The 22,377-nt window shown below is 62.7% G+C and carries 22 protein-coding genes (1 of these 22 only partly in view); 11 read left to right on the forward strand and 11 right to left on the reverse strand.

Going from position 1 to position 22,377, the window contains the following annotated elements; genetic code table 11:
- Window positions 1–661: the 5' portion of a rhomboid family intramembrane serine protease gene (locus IEV88_RS07545; RefSeq protein WP_188159030.1), read on the reverse strand. 71 nt of this gene lie to the left of the window's left edge; only the first 661 of its 732 coding nucleotides appear in the window; the start codon lies at window positions 659–661; its stop codon lies beyond the left edge, outside the window.
- A gap of 252 nt (window positions 662–913) precedes the next feature.
- Between IEV88_RS07545 and IEV88_RS07550 the strand changes: the two genes are divergently transcribed.
- The 4 genes from IEV88_RS07550 (at window position 914) to IEV88_RS07565 (ending at window position 4,128) form a co-directional block, all read left to right on the forward strand.
- A complete protein-coding gene (locus IEV88_RS07550) occupies window positions 914–1,459 on the forward strand; it encodes a PilZ domain-containing protein (RefSeq protein WP_188159029.1) in 546 nt (181 codons plus the stop codon).
- A gap of 20 nt (window positions 1,460–1,479) precedes the next feature.
- A complete protein-coding gene (locus tag IEV88_RS07555; RefSeq protein WP_188159028.1) occupies window positions 1,480–2,019 on the forward strand; it encodes a DUF4339 domain-containing protein in 540 nt (179 codons plus the stop codon).
- Between the two features lie 415 nt (window positions 2,020–2,434).
- A complete protein-coding gene (locus IEV88_RS07560; RefSeq protein WP_188159027.1) occupies window positions 2,435–3,229 on the forward strand; it encodes a PhoH family protein in 795 nt (264 codons plus the stop codon).
- Window positions 3,230–3,369: 140 nt separating this feature from the next.
- Window positions 3,370–4,128, forward strand: coding sequence for a hypothetical protein (locus IEV88_RS07565; RefSeq protein ID WP_188159026.1), 759 nt, complete (start codon window positions 3,370–3,372; stop codon window positions 4,126–4,128).
- Here the strand turns inward: IEV88_RS07565 and IEV88_RS07570 are convergent.
- Window positions 4,104–5,585: a hypothetical protein gene (locus tag IEV88_RS07570; RefSeq protein WP_188159025.1), complete on the reverse strand. Its 1,482-nt coding sequence runs from the start codon at window positions 5,583–5,585 to the stop codon at window positions 4,104–4,106. The genes IEV88_RS07565 and IEV88_RS07570 overlap by 25 nt on opposite strands.
- Before the next feature lie 47 nt (window positions 5,586–5,632).
- Entirely contained in the window at window positions 5,633–5,848 is a 216-nt protein-coding gene (locus tag IEV88_RS07575) for a DUF3126 family protein (protein WP_188159024.1), read from the reverse strand.
- Between the two features lie 116 nt (window positions 5,849–5,964).
- Here IEV88_RS07575 and IEV88_RS07580 point away from each other — a divergent pair, with 116 nt between their 5' ends.
- Window positions 5,965–6,468, forward strand: coding sequence for a copper chaperone PCu(A)C (locus IEV88_RS07580; protein WP_188159023.1), 504 nt, complete (start codon window positions 5,965–5,967; stop codon window positions 6,466–6,468).
- Window positions 6,469–6,687: 219 nt separating this feature from the next.
- Window positions 6,688–7,080: a DUF4168 domain-containing protein gene (locus tag IEV88_RS07585; protein WP_188159022.1), complete on the forward strand. Its 393-nt coding sequence runs from the start codon at window positions 6,688–6,690 to the stop codon at window positions 7,078–7,080.
- Window positions 7,081–7,086: 6 nt separating this feature from the next.
- On the opposite strand, the gene IEV88_RS07590 is transcribed toward IEV88_RS07585, so the two are convergent.
- The 8 genes from IEV88_RS07590 to IEV88_RS07625 all read right to left on the reverse strand — a co-directional run bounded on the left by IEV88_RS07590 (window position 7,087) and on the right by IEV88_RS07625 (window position 15,329).
- Window positions 7,087–8,025 (reverse strand): pirin family protein, encoded by a 939-nt coding sequence (locus tag IEV88_RS07590; protein WP_188159021.1) that lies wholly within the window; start codon window positions 8,023–8,025, stop codon window positions 7,087–7,089.
- Between the two features lie 28 nt (window positions 8,026–8,053).
- The gene (locus IEV88_RS07595; RefSeq protein ID WP_188159020.1) at window positions 8,054–8,536 is read right to left on the reverse strand and encodes a sterol desaturase family protein; all 483 of its coding nucleotides are present in this window, start codon (window positions 8,534–8,536) and stop codon (window positions 8,054–8,056) included.
- Window positions 8,537–8,685: 149 nt separating this feature from the next.
- Entirely contained in the window at window positions 8,686–9,510 is an 825-nt protein-coding gene (cysE, locus tag IEV88_RS07600; protein ID WP_188159019.1) for a serine O-acetyltransferase, read from the reverse strand.
- Window positions 9,511–9,522: 12 nt separating this feature from the next.
- Window positions 9,523–10,134 carry an NUDIX domain-containing protein gene (locus IEV88_RS07605; RefSeq protein WP_188159018.1) on the reverse strand — a complete coding sequence of 204 codons (612 nt, stop codon included), beginning with the start codon at window positions 10,132–10,134 and terminating at the stop codon, window positions 9,523–9,525.
- Window positions 10,131–11,075: a peptidylprolyl isomerase gene (locus IEV88_RS07610; RefSeq protein WP_188159017.1), complete on the reverse strand. Its 945-nt coding sequence runs from the start codon at window positions 11,073–11,075 to the stop codon at window positions 10,131–10,133. The genes IEV88_RS07605 and IEV88_RS07610 overlap by 4 nt, the downstream gene beginning before the upstream one ends.
- Entirely contained in the window at window positions 11,075–11,527 is a 453-nt protein-coding gene (gene queF, locus IEV88_RS07615; protein WP_188159250.1) for a preQ(1) synthase, read from the reverse strand. The genes IEV88_RS07610 and queF overlap by 1 nt, the downstream gene beginning before the upstream one ends.
- 186 nt (window positions 11,528–11,713) lie before the next feature.
- Complete coding sequence (locus IEV88_RS07620; RefSeq protein WP_188159016.1) at window positions 11,714–12,811, reverse strand: M48 family metalloprotease; 1,098 nt, start codon at window positions 12,809–12,811, stop codon at window positions 11,714–11,716.
- A gap of 49 nt (window positions 12,812–12,860) precedes the next feature.
- Window positions 12,861–15,329, reverse strand: a complete 2,469-nt coding sequence (locus tag IEV88_RS07625) for a DUF305 domain-containing protein (RefSeq protein WP_206711247.1) — start codon at window positions 15,327–15,329, stop codon at window positions 12,861–12,863.
- A 162-nt stretch (window positions 15,330–15,491) separates the two neighbouring features.
- Here IEV88_RS07625 and IEV88_RS07630 point away from each other — a divergent pair, with 162 nt between their 5' ends.
- The 5 genes from IEV88_RS07630 (at window position 15,492) to IEV88_RS07650 (ending at window position 22,373) form a co-directional block, all read left to right on the forward strand.
- On the forward strand, window positions 15,492–17,750 hold the full coding sequence (locus IEV88_RS07630) for a M20/M25/M40 family metallo-hydrolase (RefSeq protein ID WP_188159014.1): 2,259 nt from the start codon (window positions 15,492–15,494) through the stop codon (window positions 17,748–17,750).
- A gap of 91 nt (window positions 17,751–17,841) precedes the next feature.
- The gene (radA, locus tag IEV88_RS07635) at window positions 17,842–19,203 is read left to right on the forward strand and encodes a DNA repair protein RadA (RefSeq protein ID WP_188159013.1); all 1,362 of its coding nucleotides are present in this window, start codon (window positions 17,842–17,844) and stop codon (window positions 19,201–19,203) included.
- Window positions 19,204–19,307: 104 nt separating this feature from the next.
- A complete protein-coding gene (locus IEV88_RS07640) occupies window positions 19,308–19,832 on the forward strand; it encodes a CvpA family protein (RefSeq protein WP_188159012.1) in 525 nt (174 codons plus the stop codon).
- 90 nt (window positions 19,833–19,922) lie between these two features.
- Window positions 19,923–21,410, forward strand: a complete 1,488-nt coding sequence (purF, locus tag IEV88_RS07645; RefSeq protein ID WP_373291180.1) for an amidophosphoribosyltransferase — start codon at window positions 19,923–19,925, stop codon at window positions 21,408–21,410.
- An 87-nt stretch (window positions 21,411–21,497) separates the two neighbouring features.
- Complete coding sequence (locus tag IEV88_RS07650; protein WP_188159011.1) at window positions 21,498–22,373, forward strand: phytanoyl-CoA dioxygenase family protein; 876 nt, start codon at window positions 21,498–21,500, stop codon at window positions 22,371–22,373.
- Window positions 22,374–22,377: the final 4 nt, after the last annotated feature.

The raw sequence follows: 22,377 nt of genomic DNA on the forward strand, positions 1-22,377 counted from the left end.
GAAAGCCGGCGATGTGGATCTCCCAGGCGACGCTGCCCGGCTCGTCGGTCATGAAGACGAGCCCGCCGAGCGGTGTCACCAGTGTCAGGTTCAGCAGGATATAGACGAGGCTGACCCCGATCACCCGCTTGTCGAGTATCGGCAGCGGCGGCGCCGGCAGGGGCCCGAGATGGGCGAATCGCTTGAAACCGATGCGCACGCCCCCGGCCATCAGCGCCGACAAGGCGCCGGACGCCCCGATCAGCAGGACATTCTCGCCGAGGCTGACGAAGACGAAGACAATGCCGCAGAACACTGCCGCGGTAAGGTAGAAGCTCAGGAAAACGATCAGCCCGCTTGCCGTTTCTGCGCGGAAGCGAGAGGCCATCATCGTGCCGAAAATCAGCAGCCAGATACAGTTGAACCCGACATGGCCGAAATCGCCATGCAGGAAGGCATGGGTGACAAAGGTCATCAATTCATGGCCGAGCGCCAGCAGATTGTCCGGATCGGTCGAGGCCACCCGCCCCGGCACCACGGCAAAGAACCTGATCAGACCCTCATAGAGACCGGCAGGGACCGCGAATCGCACCGCATAGACGGCAATATTGATCGCCAGCAGCACCAGGATCACCGGCGGGATCCCCGTCGGCGGCGTATAGGCAGGCTCGTGTCCGGCCATTCGGTGCATCTGCGAGGGTCTCATAGGCCACCTTTCATAACGGTGCCGCCATTTATGGGGGCATTGGCCAGCCCGGTGCCTGCCTGTGCCAGAACGCAACAGACCTGCCCGGAGGGCCCGGACGCCAACAAATCTGCATCAGAATGAGGCTTGGCAAGCATTTCTTCACTTTAGAAGGCTAAGTTTCCTGAACGAACAGGCAAGGGATTTCACATGCAAGCTCAGCAGGAACGCGCTCCTGAGACAAGCTCCATGCGGTCGAGTGTCACCGACAGGCGGACCTACCGGCGTATCCGCCTGCCGCTCGATGCCCGTTTCCTCCTGAATGACGAGCGCGAGTTTCCGGCAAGACTGCGCACCATTTCCGCCGGCGAAGCGGTGATCGAGTGCGAAGCCCCGGTGATGCGCGGCGACAAGGTTATTCTCTACATCGACCATATCGGTCGCATGGAAGGCATCGTGAAGGCGACGGCATCGAAAGCGATTCGCGTCTATTTCGACGTTCGCCGCTCGCGCCGGGCCCGCATGGCCGACACGCTGATTCGTCTCGTCAATCGCGGCACCCATGATTTCGAACGCCGCCGCGCGATTCGCATCCGCCAGAACCGCGCCGCAAAGGCGGAACTGGAAGACGGCTCGACCGTGGATTGCCGCATCCTCGATATCTCGGTAACCGGCGCGTCCGTCGCGATCGACCCGAGACCCGACATTGGTTGTGTACTGGTAATCGGCAAGATGCGCGGCCGGGTCGTTCGCCATCATGAAACAGGGATTGGCCTGGAGTTTACCCGGGACTGAATGACAGGGATAAGTCGATAATGCTCTCTACCGACAATTGGTGCATCAAGGTGGCAGAACGGGTTTACGGACCCTACTCAACCGACCAGCTCGAGACCTTCGCCGAGCAGGGCCGCCTCGGCCCGCAATCGCTCGTCGCACCGGCGGGCGGAAAGATGTGGCGCGCCGCCAAGCAATATCCGAATATCGCCGAGATTCTCGAAGGCGGCCGGACCGAAACCATCACGGCCGAACAGGTCGCCAGGTCGATCCACAAGAAACCGGGCGAGCGCGAAGACCCGGAGATCGCCAACTTCCTGGTGATCTTCGACGTCGTCTCCGGCGCCGCCAGCAGGCTGGAACATGTAATTCGCAATCTCGGCCCGGCCTTCCGCGTCACGGATAATGTCTGGGCCGTGTCCAGCGACCAGACCCTGATGGGCCTGAAAAACCTGCTGACCCCGCATCTGCAGGTGCGCGAGCCGGTCTTCATTGTCGACTCGACCCGCGGCCGCAGCATCTGGCAGAATTTCCCGCCGGAACAGCATTCCAAGATGATCAAGGCCTGGTTGCCGCGCTAGCCGCCAGCCGGCAACGCATTTCCCGATGAAGACTGGCCAGTTGAGCTGGGCCATGTTCTACGCCGTGAGCAGCGCGATGAGCAATCGGTTTGTATACCGAGTTTCAACCCCTTGGTAAGACTTTGTTAACGACTAAAAAACTTTTGTCAAACACGCCGGCCTGCTATCGCCAGGCCGGGTGATCTGAAGTAGTATCAAGGGGATGATTGATTCGGTTTCAGGTTAGCTCTGATGGTGGGATATACCAACATATTCCACCGCCCCGCCGGGGAAAGCCGGCCTGCTCCCTACTTCCCGTTATTTTCCATATTATCTGATAGTTCGTATGCTGATGGTTCCCGTGATGATTGTCCGGGTACTTTTGGCAGGCGGTCGCATTTCGCCTTTCCACCAGCCAGCCCCAAGGAGGTCAGTCATGGGAAAACGTGCTGCACGCAAATCGACGAAACGTCTCGCCAGGGAAACCCTGGACACTTACGACTATCACGGAGGTAACGTCCAGCCGTTGTTCGATACCGACTGGTCACCTATGGAGGAAGAGACCGAGACGATGCAGCCACACCCGGGGGCGCGAAAACCGGAAACAAAATATCGAAAGAACCTCAGGCCACAGAACGAATCGCAGCGCCTGTTCATGGAAGCCCTGAACGACCACTCCCTCGTCGTCGCCTCAGGCCCTGCAGGCACCGGCAAGACCTATGTCGCCATCGCCAAGGCGGTCGAGGCGCTTGAAGCCGGCGAGGTCACCCGCATTGTCCTGTCCCGCCCGGCCGTCGAAGCGGGCGAAAGCCTCGGCTTCCTGCCCGGCGACATGGAGGAAAAACTCTCCCCCTATCTGCGCCCGCTCTATGATGCACTGACGGACCGGCTCTCTGGCCGGCGGCTGAAGGCGCTGCTAGCCGAGGGCGTGATCGAGATCGCGCCGATTGCCTATATGCGTGGCCGTACGCTGAACAATGCCTTCGTCGTCATCGACGAGGCGCAGAACTGCACCTATGGCCAGTTGAAGATGCTGCTGACCCGCCTCGGCTGGTCATCGACCATGGTCATCACCGGCGACCCGGAGCAATCCGATCTGTTGCCGGGCATGTCCGGCCTGTCCGATATCTCGGCCAAGCTCGATACGCTCGACAGCGTCTCGGTGATCAAGTTCAACGAGAAGGACGTGGTGCGCCACCCGCTGGTCGCGGAAATGATCGGCGTCCTCTAAGGCGCTTGCCCGTGTGAAGGATCAGAGCCCCGTAGCCTGCTGCGGGGCTCTTTGCTTTTTGTATGGCTCTTTCCCTTCGCCTGCCCGGAGGGTTATGCTAGGAAGCGGAAGGCTCGACAGGACAAGGCGACAGGCAGGGCATGAGCAACAGCTACGGTTTCGGCGGCGACGAGATCAAGGAAGAATCATCCTGGCGCTATCCGCTGGTGATTTTCTTCTCGACATTGATTCTCTGCGCGATCTTTCTCTATCACTATGTCGGCCCGGGATATGACGAGATCCAGGGCACGACGCCGAAGCCGACCATCAGCGAGGAACAGATTTCCCTGACAGTCGGCGATGTCGCCTTCCAGGTGCCTGCCAACTATACCGTCTATCCGCGCGACCGGCGCGGCGGCGCGCGTGATTCGCTGACGCTCTATGCCCTGTGGCCGACAATGAATGGCTACACCCCGGCGCGGCGCTCTGAATTCATCGACAATGACCCGGATACCCGCCGCATCGACATCATTGTCGACCAGCGCAGTTCAGTCTTCTCCGAGGAACGCCGGCTGGAAACCCTCTACCTGCCCCACACCGTCGACAAGGCCGGGCAGCAATCGGATTACGGGCTGGTGAAATTCGAGTTCAAGAGCGGCGGCGGCGGCGAGGACATGCAGACCAATGGCTATAGCGACAAGGACATGTTCGTGACCGAGGATGCCGATGGCGGCACGATCGTCATTTTCTGCTTCAAGGAGCACGAGATCAACGTGATCCCGCCGGAATGCTGGCGCGAATTCGATTTCTCCGAAGGCACCACGGTGCGCTTCCTGTTCAAGAAGGCCTATCTGCCGGAGTGGCAGAAGATCAACGCCGAGGTTCAGCGCTTCCTTTACGGTATCGCCGATATCGGCTGACGTTCGGACGCGCGCACGATGCTGCGCAGCAGGATGCCGAGACAATGCCCCATGCCGAGGGCGAGAACGGCTTCCCCGAGGATCATGACGATACCCGTCACGCCGAGGCCTGTCTCCGGCACGAGAACCGCGAGGCAGACCAGCAGGAAGGATGCCGCAAGCACGGACACAGCGCCCGCCGGCAGGCCGGCGGCAACGGCCCGGACCATCAGTTCCTTGCCCCTCGCCCGCTTTTCTACCTCACGGCGCCAGACGATTGCCTGGCGCAGCAGGGCGAAGACAATGATCAGGTGAACCGGACCGGCAAGATGGGTCGGCACATGATTACCCGGAATGAGAGCGAACGGAATCGTCGCCAGCATCAGCGGGACGAAGACCAGCAGGCTCGTGCGGAATGACATGGTCGTCACCATCAGAACAGCAAACAGGCCTGCGCCAAGGGCGATCAAGACGGCCACTGCCAGCATCGGGTTGCCAGCCTGGCCTGCCGCCAGAATGTCAGGTCGCAGCGACAGCATCATGGCACCCAGGAGGCCCGCAGCGGCGAGGATTGCGCCCGGCACCACCGGTCTGACACGACCGAGCAGGCGCGCGGAAACAATCCCCGCCGCGAACCAGCTGCGGTCGGCTGACCGCGAAATCCGTTCCGGCAGTGGCAGCAGCGACAGGAGCGCCAGGGAGATCACCATGACGCCGCCAGCAAAGGCCGCCAGCATCAGCGGCATGGCGCCAAAGCCATAGGGTCCGTCGCTCAGCGGCAGCATGGGTGGCTGCCCGAGGACCGCCCCGGCGAGGCTGAACAGCGTCGCGACCAGGACCAGGCAGACCAGTTGCCGCGCCAGCCGGTTCGCGGTCAGGGCTGCCGCGAGGCGCAGGCCGTCACGCTTTGCCAGCCGGTCGGCGAAGCCCTCGGCTGCATAAACGGACGCCATGACCGCAAGCGAAAGGCACAACCATACGAGGCCAAGGCCCGACGGCTCCCAGCCGGCGCCGTTCTTGCCCGACCATACGACCAGCGCCACGCAGCCCGCCACGGCAGGCACAAGCCCGACGATCGCCATCAGGATGGCGGCACGTCCGGCATATCGCCCGAACCACACGACGGCGATGGCGATCAGGCCGCCGACCGAGAAAGCCAGGCGGGTCGCCGGATCGGGCGCTATCGCCGAGGCACCAAGGGCACAGGCCAGCAGTATACCGAGGAGCGGCAGGCGCCAGCGGCCCGCTGGCGGGAACAGGCCGGCGAGACCCAGAAGAAGTCCGGTCAGGCCAAGCGCCTTCAACGCCGCGAACAGCGCGTCGGCGCCAGCCACTGCATCAATGGCGGCAGGATCGCCGGACGTCAGCAGCACCGCGATGGTACAGCCGGCAAGCAACAGGGTCAGGAAAGGGCGCTGGACGATGAAAGGCCCTGGCGGGCCGAGATGAAAGGAGGTATCGGGGCGGCCGTCAGCCATGGAAGGCCCCGCACGTATGCGTGGCACTCAACCGGTCCGACCGTGCCCTATCCTTGCGGCAGATCGATTTCAAGAATCGCCATGTTGAAGTCATAGGAGACTTCCCCTTCGTCCTCGTCCTTGAACAGGACGCCGATAAACTCATCACCGATATATACTTCGGCTGAGTCGTCCTTGTTTGCTCTGTCCCGGACGGATAAATTCTCGTCATTGAAACGGCGACGCAGATAAAGCTGCAACTTGGCGATTTCTGTCTCTTGCATGATCCCGTTCTCCGCGGCGTTGTTACGCAACCTGTTTGTCTTTGTGGCCCGGTCGCGTCAGGCTAATAGCTAGCACGACGGCCCTGAATGTCGATGATCAACCCTTGGAGCATGTAATGCCCCCGATGAACACCCCCGCCCTTGCCGGTTTCGCCGCGCTTTTGCTGACCCTCGCCGCCTGCTCGGGGCCGGATCAGCCCGAGATTCACCGGACGGAAGCGGTTGCCGCCGGCGATGTCGCCATCAGTGGCAGCTGGGTCCGCGCTGTCGGCGAGGGCGTGCGCATGTCCGCCGCCTATGGCACGATTAGCAATCAGGGCGATGAGCCGGACAGGATCGTGTCGCTGGCAAGCCCGATTGCCGAGGTGGTGGAACTGCATGAATCGATCGAGCAGGACGGGCGATCCATGATGCGTCCGGTGAACGGCCTCGAGATACCGGCAGGCGATGAAGTCATTCTCGAACCGGGCGGCTATCACGTCATGCTGATCGGTGTTGCGGGCCCCCTCGTCGAAGGCGAGACCTATGACATCACCATCACTTTCGAGAAGGCCGGTGACCTGAGCGTGCCGATGATGGCGATGTCGGGCAAGAGCGCCATGACCCATGTGGGGCATTAGAGACACGCAACAGGGACCAGGCATGGATGACGAAATTTTAAGGCGCGTCATTCCTCCCGGCACGATGTTCTGTAAGCCGCTAAGGGCGGGGCTTACCGGGAAATAAGACGGGTTCGCCACATTTTCGGCACGGGATCGGCATTTGCATGCGTCGATTCGTTTTGTTAGCGGGACTCTGCCGCCGACCGTCGGAGCGGCACAAAATTAGGAGAAAACTTGATGATTTCATCCCTGAAAAAGGCTCTTGCCGGAACCGCCGCCGCTGCCCTTATGCTCGCCGGCGCAACGCCCGCTTTCGCCCAGGAAGCTCAATCCGCACCAGGCGCCCTGCAGCAGCAGATGGCTGAAGCAAAACCGGTGACGGACGACGAGATCGAAACCTTTATCACGGTGACCATGGAAGTGCAGACCATTGTCCAGCAATGGCAACCAAAGCTGGAGGAAGCGCAAGGCACGGAAAAAGCTGCCACGGTCCAGCAGGAAATGCAGGCCGAACTGAAATCCGCCGTCGAGGACGAAGGCATGACGGCCGAGCGCTACAACCAGATTTATGCGATGGCGAGCCAGGATGAAGCCCTTGCCACTCGTATTCAGGAAGCAGCGGAAAGCTGATGACGATCAGTCAGGGATCGGAATGAATTCCTGATCATCCCCCGGGGGCAGGGTGAACAAGCCCTCCCCCCATTTTCCGGCACGCCATTCCTCGCGCGCATGCTCAATCTTCTCCTGCGAGGACGAGACGAGATTCCACCAGATATGCCGCGGACCGTCCAGCGTCGCCCCGCCAAACAGCATCAGCCGCGCGCCCTGCTCGCCGGCACTGACCGAAATGGCATCGCCTGGCCTGAAAATCAGCATACGGGATTTCTCATACGAAACGCCCTCTACGCTGATCTCCCCCTCGACGATATAGATACCTCTATCCTCGTGATTGTCCGGCAGCGGCAGCGTCGCCCCCGGTTTCAGCGCGGCATCGACATAGAATGTCTCCGACAGCATTTTCGCCGGGGCGCTCGCGCCATAGGCATCGCCGAGGATGATCCGCAGTGACTTGTCACTGTCTTCGACCATGGGCAAGTCGGCCTTTGCCACATGCTCGAAGGCGGGCGCGACGTCTTCCTTGTCCGATGGCAGCGCCAGCCAGGTCTGGATCCCCGACAGCGGCGCGGCTGCAGCGTCGCGGAAATCAGCCGGCGACCGCTCCGAATGGGTGATGCCCCGCCCGGCCAGCATCCAGTTGACCGCGCCCGGCTCGATATCGAGCGCGGTGCCCAGTGAATCGCGATGGGTGATCTTGCCGTCAAACAGATAGGTCACCGTGCCGAGGCCGATATGCGGGTGCGGCCGGACATCGAGGCCCTTGCCCGCCGGAAAGGTGGCCGGTCCCATCTGGTCGAAAAACACGAACGGGCCGACCAGCCGGCGCTTGGCGACCGGCAGGGCGCGGCGCACCTCGAACCCGCCAATGTCGCGGGCGCGCGGCACGATCACCAGTTCCAGGCTTTCGGGCTGCGGGGTGTCTTCGTCATAGGGTTGCAGGTCTTTATGTCGGCTCATCGCCCTCTCCTCTCCAACCCTCGGGGGCCTATTGCGGGGTTTTCGCCGCCTTCATTGCTTTCAGCTTTGCCTTCAACCACGACGGCTTCGGCGTGATCACGAAGCCGAATGAGACGCAGCCTTCTTTCGTGCGCACATGGTGATGGATGCGGTGCGCCTCGACGATGCGGTTCAGATACGGCCAGTCAGGCAGCTTCATCCTGATGCGCTGGTGCACGATCATGTCGTGGAAGATGAAATAGATCAGCCCATAGGCGGTGATGCCGATCCCGACTGGCAAGGCCCAGGACCACACATGCACGCCGATCCAGATCAGCGCGATCGCGGGCAGCGCGAACAGGAAGGCGAACCAGTCATTTTTTTCCATCACCTGGTCCGGCCGCTTGACGTGATGATCCTTGTGCAGGAACCACATCGGCCCGTGCATCAGATATTTGTGGGCGAGCCACGCGCCGCCTTCCATGGCGAGCACGGTGCCGAGAAACAGCAGGATTTTCAGGGCAAGGATCATGGCCGACAGTCTACCGGTATCGCCAATCGCTCACAAGCTGGATGATTGCCGCAGCTACTGCCGCCCTTCGTGGCCCGCTTCGCGGGCACCTCAGGGTGAGGTCAGTGCACTCCTCATCCTGAGGAGTCGGCGTAGCCGACCTCGAAGGATCAGATATTCTGGTCCATGTCCTTTGCCGGCTCCTTGCACGGGCAATCGCCGACGATCCTGGCCGGGACGCCGGCAACGGTGCAGCCGGGCGGGACTTCGGCCAGCACGACAGAGCCCGACGCGATCTTGGCATTGTCGCCGACCTTGATATTGCCGAGCACTTTCGCGCCCGCGCCGATCAACACGCCATTGCCGATCTTCGGATGGCGATCGCCGCCGGCCTTGCCGGTGCCGCCGAGGGTGACCGAATGCAGCATCGACACATTATTGCCGACGCTCGCCGTCTCGCCGATGACGACGCCATTGGCGTGATCGAGGAAAATGCCCTGACCCAGCTTCGCCGCCGGGTGAATGTCGACCGAGAACAGCTCCGACATGCGCGATTGCAGATACAGCGCCAGTGCCTCGCGCCCCTGACGCCACAGCCAGTTGGCGATGCGATAGGACTGGATCGCCTGATAGCCCTTGAAATACAGGAAAGGCTGGATGTATTCGCGGCAGGCCGGGTCGCGCTCGAACGTCGCCAGCGTGTCGGCGAGCGCCGCCTCGACGATGGACGGGTCCTCCTCGAACGCCTCCTCGCAGACCTCGCGCCACAGCATCGCGTTCATCTCGCCATCGGAGAGCTTCTGCGCAATGCGATAGGACAGCGCGTCCTGATAACTGTCATGGTTCAGCACGGTCGCGTTGAGAAAGCTCGCCAGGATCGGTTCCTGCGCGGCGCCCGTCGCCGCCTCAACCCGGATTCGCGACCAGGTCTGGTCCGTCGTCAGGCTGATGATTTTCGCTGTGTCAGCGGCGGATGCGGTATTTGCTGGAGCCATCACACTCCTCCTTCATTGATCGGGCACGATATGGCGGCTGATCTCTTCAGGCAGCAGCCCTCGCTGCGCCTTTATGTAAGCGGTTTGTACCATCAAAACAGTAAACGCATCGGTTATTTCGCCCGACATCACGAGATCGAGAAGCTCGCCAAAGGGAAGTCTTTTTATTTCAAGCACTTCCGTCGGGTCCGGTGCAAACTGACCTGAAGACAGCCCGGTGGCGATATAGGCGATGGCAATCTCGTCCGTCACCGAGTTGGACAGGTGCCATGTCCCGATTTGCGTGAGTTTTCCGGCCTTTACGCCGGTTTCTTCCTCCAGCTCACGATGGGCAGCATCTTCCGGCTCCTCGTCCAGCGGGCCGCCGCCTTCGGGCAATTCCCAGCTATAGGCATCGGCCGGAAAGCGATGCTGGCCGACGAGCCAGGTGTAGCCCTCCTCATCGATCGGCAGGACGCCGATCGCGCGGTTCTTGAAATGCACGACGCCATAGCGCCCCGGATCGCCGCTCGGCATTGTCACCGGGAACTCATGCACCGCGATCCATGGATTATCGAAGGAGACGGTCTCGCCATGGATGATCCACGGTCCGCGCCTTACATGGCCGCGCTTCACATCGCTCATTCGCTCTCGCCTTCTTCTTCCTCAACCGGCTTCAACCGAACCGGCAGCTGCAGCTGGCACAGGTCGAGATAGTCGTGCTGGACATAGAAGAACGCGCCCATGCGGTTGCGCCGGGCCTCGATCAACTCAAGGAAGACATCGCTGTTGGTGTCCATCATCTGCAGGTCGAGCAATTCCGCTTCCGGCACGTCGCTGGCAAGGCGCGCGGAGATGATCGGCGTCCAGTCCTCTTCATTCTCGATCACGCCGCCATTGTTCGGGCGGCCGCGCTTGATCGCCTGGACCACATCCATGCCCCAGATGACCCGTCCGAAGACCGTCAGATTGCGGTCAAGATAACGCTGCGGCTGCAGGGCGATGTAGAACTCGGTCGACGCCGAATCGCGCTCATTGTTCCGGCCAAAGGCGAACGCGCCGGTGCAGTGGGCAAGCCAGACGCTGCCGCGCTCGCGGTCGATGCCTGCCGGCATGCCGTTGATGAACCCGGCCTCCGGCGCATAGCCGTCAAAATTGCCGAGCGGCGTAAAGGCGAGCCCGTCGGGGATCGGCTCCTCGAACTCGGCGGGCAGGCTCTCCGCAGCACTGCCCTTGTCCTTCTCCTCGGACACATCCCCGCCCTGGGCGACGAAGCCATCGATCACGCGATAGAAATTGAGGCCGTCATAATAGCCTTCGCGCACCAGCGTCCTGACCTGCTCGACATGGCCCGGCGCAAGGTCGTCGCTCAGCACGATGACGATCAGTCCGTGCGGCACCAGCATATAGATCGTGCTGTCCGGGTCCGGCGCGAGCCAGTCGGCCTCGCCCGCCATCGCCATGACCTCGTCGACGGTCTTCGGCGCTTCGGCCTGCGCCGCCTCGTCAGCATTCTGCGCTACCACAGGCGCCATCATCGCAAGCGCCGCTGCGCCCGTCACAAATCCGGTCAGAAATCTCTTCATCATCCTCTCCCCCGATATGGCTGGACGCCGGTTTCCGGCACATAGACCCCCTTGGGCACCTCGCCGGTCTGGTAGAACACGTCGATCGGAATGCCGCCACGCGGATACCAGTAGCCGGAGATGCGCAGCCATTTCGGGCTTATCGCGGCGACGATCCGCTTGGCGATGGCGACGGTGCAGTCCTCGTGAAACGCGCCATGATTGCGGAACGAGCCGAGGAACAGCTTCAGCGACTTCGATTCCACCAGATGCTCGCCCGGCACATAGTCGATGACGATATGGGCAAAATCCGGCTGGCCGGTGACCGGGCACAGCGACGTGAATTCCGGCGCGACGAAGCGCGCGAGATAGTCGACATCTGTGTGCGGGTTCGGCACCGGGTCGAGAATCGCCTTGTCCGGATCGTCCGGCAGGTCGACCTTCTCGCCGAGCCGGGTATATTCCTGATACATATCGCCGGGCACTTTATTCTCCTACGCCTTATCCTTCGTGGGCTCCTCCGGAGCCGCCTCAGGATGAGGTTCTGTTAGATCGCTCCTCATGCTGAGGTGCTGCCGCAGGCAGCCACGAAACATCAGGCAGTATGCCCGCTTTAGCAGTTTTCACCGGCGATGGCACCGCCTGAAAGCGCATGACGCTCATTCAGCCTTTTCCGGCAGCAACTCTTCGCCCGCCGCCATCTTGGCCTTGACCTCGGCCACCGCCGCCTCGACCGCCGCATAGCGCTGCGGCGTCAGCGGGTGAGTATAGAGCAGCCAGGTCGATTCCGGCTTTTCCGTCGCAAACAGAGTGAACAGCTCCGGCGCGGCGTCGATATTCCCGCCGGCCCGGGCCAGCATGTAGAGGCCGACATAATCCGCCTCCGCCTCGAATTCATTCATATACGGCACCGATGCGGCAAGCGCACGGGAAGACAGCGAGCCGGAGCGCTGCGAGCCGGTCAGCCGCAGCACCGTGTCGGCGACCATACCCCCGGCATAGAGGACCGGGCCGTAGAGCACCGCGCCGGAGACGATGGAATTACGGATCACCTTGGGCCGGTGGGCGAGCGCGATATGGGCCAGCTCATGGGCGATGACGAATTGCAGCGTGTCGTCATCGGCGGCCCGCATCATCCCCGCATGGATGACAATATCGCCGGTCGCGGCCATGGCGTTGATCGCGTCCGAGGTCGACATCTTCACCGGCGCGGCGCAGGTCTCCACGCCCTCGATGGCGATGTCCCGCGTGCCCGCCTCGTCACGAATGGTCACCGTCACGCTCTCGTCCTCATCCAGAGCCTCGACGATGGCGGCAACCGCCGTCTCGGCCTGCCGGGTCTCAAGTTCCGCGCCATTGACCGCCAGCAGCGCCATGCCGGCTGCCAGCCCCGCCTCGGCGGCCGGGCTGCCCGCCATGGCGTGCAGCACCTTGATATCGTCGCCATAACCCAGCCGGGTCAGGTAGTCTTCATCAATGCCGCCAACGAACGCGCCGAGGTCCTCGCGCCCGGCGAGGACGACCCCGATGGAGGTCTTCGTCTGGGGGCACAGCGCGACATTCTCCTTCAGCACCGGCCAGGCAAGGTCATAGAGCCGCGCCCGGCGGGCAAGCTGCAGGTCGATCGCCGCGCGCTGCATGTCCTGCTGATACAGCTCCACCATCTCAGCCGCCGGGTCCGGCGCGGCATAGTCAACGCTGGCGCAGGCGCTGAGCCCGGCGCACAAAAAAAGCCCCATGAGGAATGACTTCATCATGGGGCTATCATGCAATGTTATCGCGCTATCTCAAAGCGCGATCAGGCGCTTAGCGCAGCTCTGCCGCGATGCCGTCGAGGGTTTCGGACAGGGCTGCCATGCGCTTGGCGGTCATGCCCTCGCCGCCTTCGAGATCATCGGCGAGACCCCGCAGCGTCGTGGCCAGCTGGCGGTCGCGACCGCCCTCAGCCAGGGCCGCATCGGCCTTGTCGAGCGCCTCTTTCAGCTGCGTCCCGAGTTCCGGCGACAGCGCCTCGTCCCGGCTCAACTGGTCGATATAGGCGCGGGCGACGACCGGCACGGCCGGCCAGGTGACCGGGAATTGCTGCTGCGGGTTGAATATCTCGCCCTGATCGGCGAGCGCGGCAGCGGCGATCTCGTTCTCGGTCAGATACTCGCTCGGCTCCAGCGAGAAGACGTCGAGACCCCGAACGATCTCCGTCGCGTAGATCTTGTCGCCATACCAGTAGCTCGACCAGTAGCCGCCGAGCACCAGCTTCTCGTCCCAGATCGGGCCTCGGTCGAAGAAGGCGATCTCCTGCGCATTGGTGGAGTCGGTGAAGTCCATGATCGACAGGCCGCCCTGGTACCAGGACTGGACGAAGATATCGCGGCCCGGCACGGGAATGATCGACCCGTTATGGGCAACGCAGTTCTCTTCCTCGCTCTGCGGCGCCGGCATCTTGTAATAGCCCTTGAATTCGAGCTGGCCGTCCTCGATGTCGTAGATCGCATCGGCACCCCAGGTCATCGGATCATGGGACCGGCAGCGCGCGCGGGCACCGCCGCCCCATTCATCCGTGAACAGAACTTTCGTGCCGTCATTGTTGAACGTCGCCGAGTGCCAGTAGGCAAAGCCCTCATCGGTCACCGCGTCGATCCGTGTCGGGTTCAGCGGATCGGAAATGTCGAAGATGATGCCATTGCCCGAACACGCCCCGGCGGCAAGATTGGCCGACGGGAACACGGTGATGTCGTGGCACTGGTTGGTCTGGCTCGTCGTCTGGGTATCGTCGCCATGGTCGCCGCCGAGCCACAGGCCGGCAATGCTGCCGGTTTCCTCGTCGGCAAAAACGGCCGGGCTGTCGACGATGCGCGAGGCCGCCGGATTGTCGACCGGGATCTCGATCACGTCTATGCGGAACAGCGCCGTGCGCTGGTCGCCGGGCACATAGCCGATGCAGCCTTCCAGCTCTTCCGCGTCACGAACGCCCGCGGTGCCGGAATTGTAGACGACGATGGTCTCGTCATCGGCGGAGACGATGGAATGGGTGTGCGAGCCACGGCAGGTCTGCACCTGGCCGACCTGCACGGGGCGTTTCATGTCGCTGATGTCGAAAATGCGCAGGCCGCGGAAGCGCTCCTCGCTGACATCTTCGGCAATACCCTGCAGGCCGCAATCGACCCGGCCCCGGGTCTGCTCGACCGACATGATCAGCAGGTCACCGACGACCGACACGTCGCCCTGACCGCCCGGGCAGACGACCGAGCTGTACAGCGCCGGCACGCCGTCCTCGCCGAGGTCATAGATGTTGAAGCCGTGATAGGAGCCGACCACCAGCTTGTCGCCGGCAAAGGCCATGTCGGTATTGGAGAAGGACAGCAGCGGCGAGCGCGTGCCCCACTGGGTGCCCGCAAGGCTCTGTTCGTTGTCATCGCGGTCGGCAGCGTCTTCGGAGACATCTTCCTCGTCAGCCATCTCGTCGGCCTTCTCGATCTTCGGCGGCAGGCCTGCCGGATTGCTCGGATCGAAGAAGCCTGCCGGTTTCGGCAGCGCCGCGACCAGCGTCATGTTCGAGATCGCCTCGCCGGCATCGCGGAAACCCGCCGACAGGCCGACGCGCGGATCGGTCGACAGGCCGGCAAGGATCGCGCTCATGCGCTCGATCTCGGCGGTCTGGTCATTGGTCACGTCATTGACGAAGTCGAACAGCATCGGGTCATAGGCCGAGCCCGGCTGGTCGAGCAGGTCGTCGACCATGGTCACCGCGCCACGGTGGTGCTTGATCATCAGTTCCAGAAACAGGCGGTCGAAGGCCGTGCCCTCGGACGCGGCGAGCTGTTCCATCTGGTCGGGCGTCGCCATGCCCATGGCGCGCATCATCTCCATCGACATGTGCATGCTGTGATGGTCACTCGGGTCCGGCGCATCCTCGCCGCGGGCGGTGAGCCAGTCCTGCATGAAGGCGATCTCGTCTTCCTGCGAGGCGGTGATCCGCCCGGCAGCGTCGAGAATATCCTGATTATTCGTCCGTTCCGTTGCCAGCGCGGCCATTTCCACCGCCTGCCAGTGATGGGGAATCATGTGCTGCAGGAACATCACATCGTCCTGCGTATAGCGGGTGTCGGCGATCTTGCTGGCCTCATCGGCGCTCAGGTCGCGTGTGTCCTGCCCCGGCGCGCCCGGCTGGACGATCGGCGCGCTGGTCTGCGCAAAAGCCGGTGCGGCTGAGATGGAAAGGGCTGCGGCAGAGGCAGCCAGAACATTGCGGTAACGGATAAAAGTCTCGGTTTTCAACGGATAAGCTCCTGTTTCCCCATAACTGACCCGAGGATAGTTACGTCTATTTCCGCAAAAGAAAAGCCGCATCGCGCACGGGGTGCGATGGGTGTGGCATATGGGTCGCTTTTCAGGGCGGCGCGGGATAGGGTCCTCACGGGAAGAATTGTGGGGACCGAAATGTCACTTATCCGACCGCTGGCGCTGCTGGCCGTGCTCGCCCTGACTGTCATGCTCTCGGTCTGGCTCGTCCAGCCGCCCCGCGCCCTGCCCCTCGACGCCCCGGCGGACCGGTTCGCCGCCACCCGCGCACTCGAAAAGCTCGAAGGCCTGCTCGGCGATGGTAGCGCCCGCCCCGTCGGTACCCCCGCCAACGAGGCCGGCCGGGAACGCATTTTCGAAGCGTTTGCCGATCTTGGCCTTGCGACCGAAACGATCACCCAAACCACGTGCCGGCAGTCGGAATACTGGTCCCTGATCAGCTGTACCGAAGTGCAAAACATCCTCGTGCCGATCATCGATGGCGACGGACCTGCCGTCGTGCTGATGGCGCATCACGATTCCGTACCCACGGGCCCCGGCGCGGCGGATGACACGCATGGTGTCGCGATCATCATGGAGATCGCCCGCCTCCTGAAAGCCGAAGGCCCGAGCGGCAACCCGGTCATGGCGCTGATCACCGATGGCGAGGAAGAAGGCCTGCTCGGCGCCAAGGCCTTCTTCGAAGAGCAGGGCCTGATCGACGGCATCGGCGCCGTCATCAATGTCGAGGCACGGGGCAATCAGGGCCCGAGCTTCCTGTTCGAGACAACCCCCGGCGGGGCGTGGATGGTGAAGGATTATGCGGCTTATGCGAAACGGCCCTCGGCCAGCTCGCTGACCCAGACCATCTACGAGATGCTGCCGAACGACACCGACCTGACCATGGTCAAGGGCACGGGTCTAGCCGGGGCGAACTTCGCCTTCCTCGACCGCCTGCCCCACTATCACACCCATCTCGATAATTTGGAAAATCTGAGCCCCGCCAGCGTCCAGCATCAGGGCGAGAACATGCTCGCCATGACTCGCGCGATGATCGCGGCGGACCTGACAGACATGGCCGAGGAAAACGCGATCTACAGCGATCTGTGGACCTGGGGATTTTTCTACGTGCCGGAAGGTTGGGCTTTGCCGCTCGGCCTGCTGGCGCTGGTCCTGATCGGCGCTGCCGCGTTCATCGCCAGCCGGGGTGAGCCGATACGACCGCTGAAGATCTTCGCGGGCGTTTTCATACTGCCACTGTGTGCCGTTCTGGCGGCAGCAGGCGGTTTCGCCGTCTATATGCTGGCGGGACTGATGACGCCATCACCCGGCTGGGCAACGCCGCTTGTGTTGGTTGCCGGACTTGTCATCGCCGTCTGGGCATCGCTCGCCATTACGGGAGCCAGCCTTGCAAGGATCGCTGGCGATAAGCTCTCTTTATTCGTTCCCTGGCTGATGATTGCCATCTTGGCCTGCGTTCTTGCCATTCTACTGCCCGGCGCATCCGTCCTTCTGCTGCTTCCGGCCCTCGCTGCTGGAATCATCCTGCTCATCGGCGCGTTCCTTGATCGTACGAAAACGAAGTGGATCAGCGCGAGCCTCGCCGGCCTGCTCTTCGTCGGCTTCATCGCGCCGGTGGCCGTCTCCAACATCGCGGCCCTGACCGGCGAAATGCATTACGCCCTGACCGTGCCGCTGGCCCTTGCCGCCGCGACACTAATGCCGCTCGCCATCACCCGCAAGCATGGCCTCGCCGTCAGTGGTGGCGCAATCGTCCTGGTGCTGATCGCTGCCGTCGTCCTCGGCCTGCAGCCGAGCTATACAACGATGATGCCGAAGGGGCAGAATATCATTCACGCTACGGATTATCGCGATGGCACTTCGCAATGGCGCATCCGCTCCGCCACGCCCCTGCCCGACGAGCTGGCGCGAGCCGCAGCCTTCTCCGCCGAGCCCGGTTCTCAAGTCGATGGACTGTTCGCCAGCGCCTATGTCGCTGCAGCAGAAGGCACGACGCCGCCGCCCGCCCCGTCCCTGAGTGTCGAGGAACGACCGGCGGATGACGGCCGCACCCTGGTGCTCTCTGTCGATGGTTCCGAGGACCTCGACCGTCCGTGGTTCACGCGGTTGCTCATCCCTGTCGAAGCAAAGCCCGTCGCGGTGAGGGTCAATGGTGTGCGCACGGAATTCCTTGCCGATGAAAAGGCCGTCGACGGCTATCACGTCTTCGTCTGTCAGGCGGCCTGCGGGCGCATCTGGTTCGAACTCGGCTCCGCCGCACCGACAGACTGGGTCGTGACCAGCTGGTATAACGGCCTGCCGGAAGGCGGCGACTACATGAACGCGGCCCGGCCCGACTGGATGACGCCGATCCATGATGGCGACCTTACCGTCACCATCGCCGAACAAAGGCTCTGATCCTCGATCCCGCCAACCGATCCCGTTTGGCGAATCGCCCCCACCACTCTAGAGTGGACAAAACAGGAACTTCCCCCTAGAGACCTTCCCCATGGCGCGATCCTCCGACACGTATATCTGCCAGTCCTGCGGGGCTGCCTATGGCAAATGGGCCGGGCGCTGCGAGGCCTGCGCCCAGTGGAACACGATCGAGCTGGAGCAGACCGAGGCCGCCCCCGCCGGCAGCCATTCGGCCAGGTCCAGCGGCAAGGGCAAGGCGATCGAGCTCGTCTCGCTGAAGGGCGAGATGGCCGAGGAACCGCGCATCGCCACCGGCAACAATGAATTCGACCGCGCCGCCGGTGGCGGACTCGTGCCCGGCTCGGCGCTCCTTATCGGTGGCGATCCCGGCGTCGGCAAGTCGACCCTCCTGCTGCAGGTCGCAGCGGGCCTCGCCAGGGGCGGCCCGCGCGTCGCCTATATCTCCGGCGAGGAAGCCGTCGCCCAGATCCGACTGCGCGCCTCCCGCCTCGGCCTTTCCGATGCGCCGGTGCATCTGGCATCCGCCACCGCGCTGAAGGATATCCTAGCGACGCTGAAAGCCGCCAGGCCCGATGTCGTGATCATCGATTCGATCCAGACAATGTGGTCGGACACGCTGCCCGCCGCGCCCGGCACGGTGACCCAGGTGCGCACCTGTGCCCAGGAACTGGTACGCTTCGCCAAGCAGACCGACACCGTCGTCATGCTCGTCGGTCATGTGACGAAGGACGGCCAGATCGCCGGGCCGCGCGTTGTCGAGCACATGGTCGATGCGGTGCTGTATTTCGAGAGCGAGGCCGGGCGTTCCTTCCGCATCCTGCGCGCGGTCAAGAACCGGTTCGGTGCAGCGCACGAGATCGGCGTCTTCGACATGACCGGCGCCGGCCTGCGCGAAGTGTCCAACCCGTCGGAGCTGTTCCTGTCGGAGAATGACGGCACTATCTCCGGCTCCGCCGTCTTCGCCGGGATCGAAGGCACGAGGCCTGTTCTCGTTGAAATTCAGGCGCTTGTCAGCCAGTCCTCGCTTGGTGCGCCAAGGCGGGCCGTCGTCGGCTGGGACTCAGCCCGCCTGTCCATGCTGCTCGCCGTGCTCGACACGCGCTGCGGCCTTGATTTCGGGCGCCACGATGTGTTCCTCAATGTCGCCGGCGGCCTCCGCATCAACGAGCCCGCCGCCGACCTTGCTGCTGCTGCCGCGCTCGTCTCCTCGCTGACCGATATCGCCCTGCCGCGCGATACCGCCGTGTTCGGCGAGGTCGGTCTGTCCGGGTCAATCCGGCCTGTGCCCCAGGCCGATGCCCGCCTCAAGGAAGCCGCCAAGCTCGGCTTCAGCCGCGCGCTGACGCCGACCAAGCTGAAGTCCCGCGACTTAGCGCTAAACAGCTTTGCCGGATTGGACGATTTTGTCCGCTGGGTCCGCCAGTCCGCATGATCCGAAATTAGATGACGCTTTTGCGAAATTGCCATGGCGCAGGCCGTCCAATCGCGTTAAGGAGAGGCCGGGGACGGAAACCGGAACGGTGAAGGCGTGCGCTGATGACCTGGTTTGACCTTATTGTCTTGGGTATCCTGGGCCTGTCGGTCCTGTTCGCGGCCTTCCGCGGTTTTTCCCGTGAAATTACGACCCTCGGCGCCCTCGCGGCCGGGGTCATTGCCGCCTACTATCTGGCTCCTCCACTGGGGGAGCTTTTTGCTTCAGGCTCCACGATGACGGCGATCATCGTCTTTCTGATCGTTTTTCTCGTCATCTTCATTGTTTCCCTGATTGTTCTAAACAGTCTGGTAAGCCGTTTCATCGCAGAAAAGCCCGGCCGTATCGACCGGGTGCTCGGCGTGATCTTCGGCTTTTTACGCGGCTATATCGTCGTCGGCCTTCTGTTCCTCGCCCTCGACTACTATTTCGAGGACGACCGGATGCCGCCGGCGATCACCGATGCGCTCACCCTGGGCCTGGCAGCGGGTGCTGCCGACCTGCTTGAGAGCATGGGACTAGAGACGGTGACAAGCACCGCTGACACGAGTGACATGGCGGCATCGAATGCCCCTGACAGGTTTATCTAGAGTTTTGACGGAGCCAATCCTGTGACTGCCAATTCCGATTACAGCCCCAACCGCTGGGCTGCCGCCTTTTTGAACCGTGAAAATGCCAGGGTGAAGGGACAGTCCTCCGCCCTCGCAGAGCTTTACGGCGGAGGACCGAAACTGAAGGAAGAATGCGGCATCTTCGGCATTATCGGCCACCCCCAGGCCGCCGCGAAAATCGCGCTCGGCCTGCACGCCCTGCAGCATCGCGGCCAGGAAGCGGCCGGCATCATCACCTGGGACGGCGCCCAGTTCTATTCCGAGCGCCATCTCGGCCTTGTCTCCGACAATTTCAACGACACCGCGACACTCGATGGCCTGAAGGGCCATGCCGGCATCGGCCATACACGCTATTCCACAACCGGCGACACGGTCGTGCGCAACATCCAGCCGCTCTATGCCGATATCGACCGCGGCGGCCTCGGTATTGCCCATAATGGCAACCTCACCAATGCCCGGACCCTCCGCAAGGAACTGATCCGCAAGGGATCGATCTTCCAGACGACGACCGATTCGGAAGTCTTCATGCAGCTCGCCGCCCTGTCGCGCGGCATCACCATGGTCGACAAGGTGATCGACAGCCTTGCCCTGATCGAGGGCGCCTATGCGCTGTGCATCCTGACCCAGCATTCCATGATCGGCGTGCGCGATCCGCAGGGCATCCGCCCGCTTGTGCTCGGCCGCGTCGATGGTGCGCCGGTGCTGGCATCGGAAACCTGCGCCTTCGACGTGATCGGCGCGGAATTCGAGCGCGAGATCAATCCCGGCGAAGTCGTCATCTGTCACGAGGACGGCACGGTAGAAAGCCGCCAGGCCTTCCCCGCGCCGAAACATCCGCGCCCGTGCATTTTCGAACTGATTTACTTCGCGCGCCCGAATTCCTTCGTCGATGGTCAGAGCGTCTATGAAATGCGCAAGAAACTCGGCCGCAAGCTCGCCAAGGAAGCGCCGGTCGAGGCCGACATCGTCTCCCCGATCCCGGATTCCGGCGTGCCTGCCGCCATCGGCTATGCCCAGAAATCGGGCATCCCTTACGAGATGGCGCTGATCCGCTCGCACTATTCCGGCAGGACCTTCATTCAGCCCGACCAGGCGATCCGCGAGGCTGGCGTTGCCCGCAAGCACTCTGCCAATATCGGCGTCGTCAAGGGCAAGCGCATCGTACTGGTCGACGATTCGCTGGTGCGCGGCACGACCTCGCGCAAGATCACCCAGATGCTGCGCGATGCAGGCGCAAAGGAAGTCCATTTCCGCATCGCCTGCCCGCCCATCGTCTTCCCGGATTTCTATGGTATCGACACGCCGTCGCGGGACGAATTGATGGCCGCCAACCATTCCCTCGAAGAGATGCGCGCCAAGATCGGCGCCGACAGCCTCTCCTTCCTGAGCCTCGACGGGCTCTACAAGGCGTTCGGCAAGGGCCCGCGCGATGACGACGCGCCGGTGTTCACGGATCACTGCTTCACCGGCGACTATCCGACGCCGCTGACCGACCAGGCCCAGGCCCATAACAAGGCAGTCATCGAACAGCTCTCCCTGCTCGCCGAAACGAGCTAGGCATAAAACACGGACTGCAATCGAACTGCGCCCCGTCATTGCTCGGTCATGGCGGGGCGTTATCATTTCTCCAAAAGGGAGGATGATATGACTCACAAGAGCGGCCCATCCAAGAAGAACCAACCGGACGTGATCGGCTATGAAGACCTGCGCAAGGATCTCGCCGGCACGCACAAACTTGAGAATTATGAGCGCAAGGCCGACCCCGCCGATGTCGAGCGCGACTGGCAGGCGCTGCAGCGCGATGGCTATGTCATCCTCGAAAAGCTGATCCCGGATGCCGAATGCGACCGCATCAAGCAGGCGCTCACCCCCCTTCTCTCCCATACCGGCCGCAACGCGTTCGAGGGCAAGGCGACCCAGCGGCTCTATTCGGTGCTGACCAAGACGCGGGCCTGCGACCGGCTGGTCGATCATCCGCGCATCCTTGCCCTGCTCGACCGGATGTTCCGGCCGAATTACCTGCTCTCGCAGCTGCAGGTGATCAACATCCTTCCTGGCGAGACCGGCCAATATCTGCACCCGGATGATTCCTTCTATCCCGTCCCCCGCCCACGGCCGCCGCTCGGCGCGGCCACGGTCTGGGCGATCGACGATTTCACCGCCGAGAACGGTGCGACCAATATTGTGCCCGGCAGCGAGACATGGGGCGATGACCGCCAGCCGACAGACACGGACCAGCGCATCCAGGCGGTGATGCCGAGGGGGTCCGTCGTCTTCTATGGCGGCACGCTATGGCATGGCGGCGGCGAGAACCGCTCGAATGCCTCCCGCCTCGCCGTGACGGCGCAATATTGCGAGCCATGGTGCCGGACGCAGGAGAATTTTTTCCTGTCGACGCCGAAGCAACTCGTCCGTACACTGTCGCCAGAGCTCCAGACCATGCTCGGCTATTCGGTAATGCCGCCCTTCATGGGCATGGTCAACGGCATGCATCCGAAGCGCGTGCTTGGCGAAGACTGACTTG

This window comes from Aquisalinus flavus, assembly GCF_014640095.1.
GTDB classification, from domain to species: Bacteria; Pseudomonadota; Alphaproteobacteria; order Caulobacterales; family Parvularculaceae; genus Aquisalinus; species Aquisalinus flavus.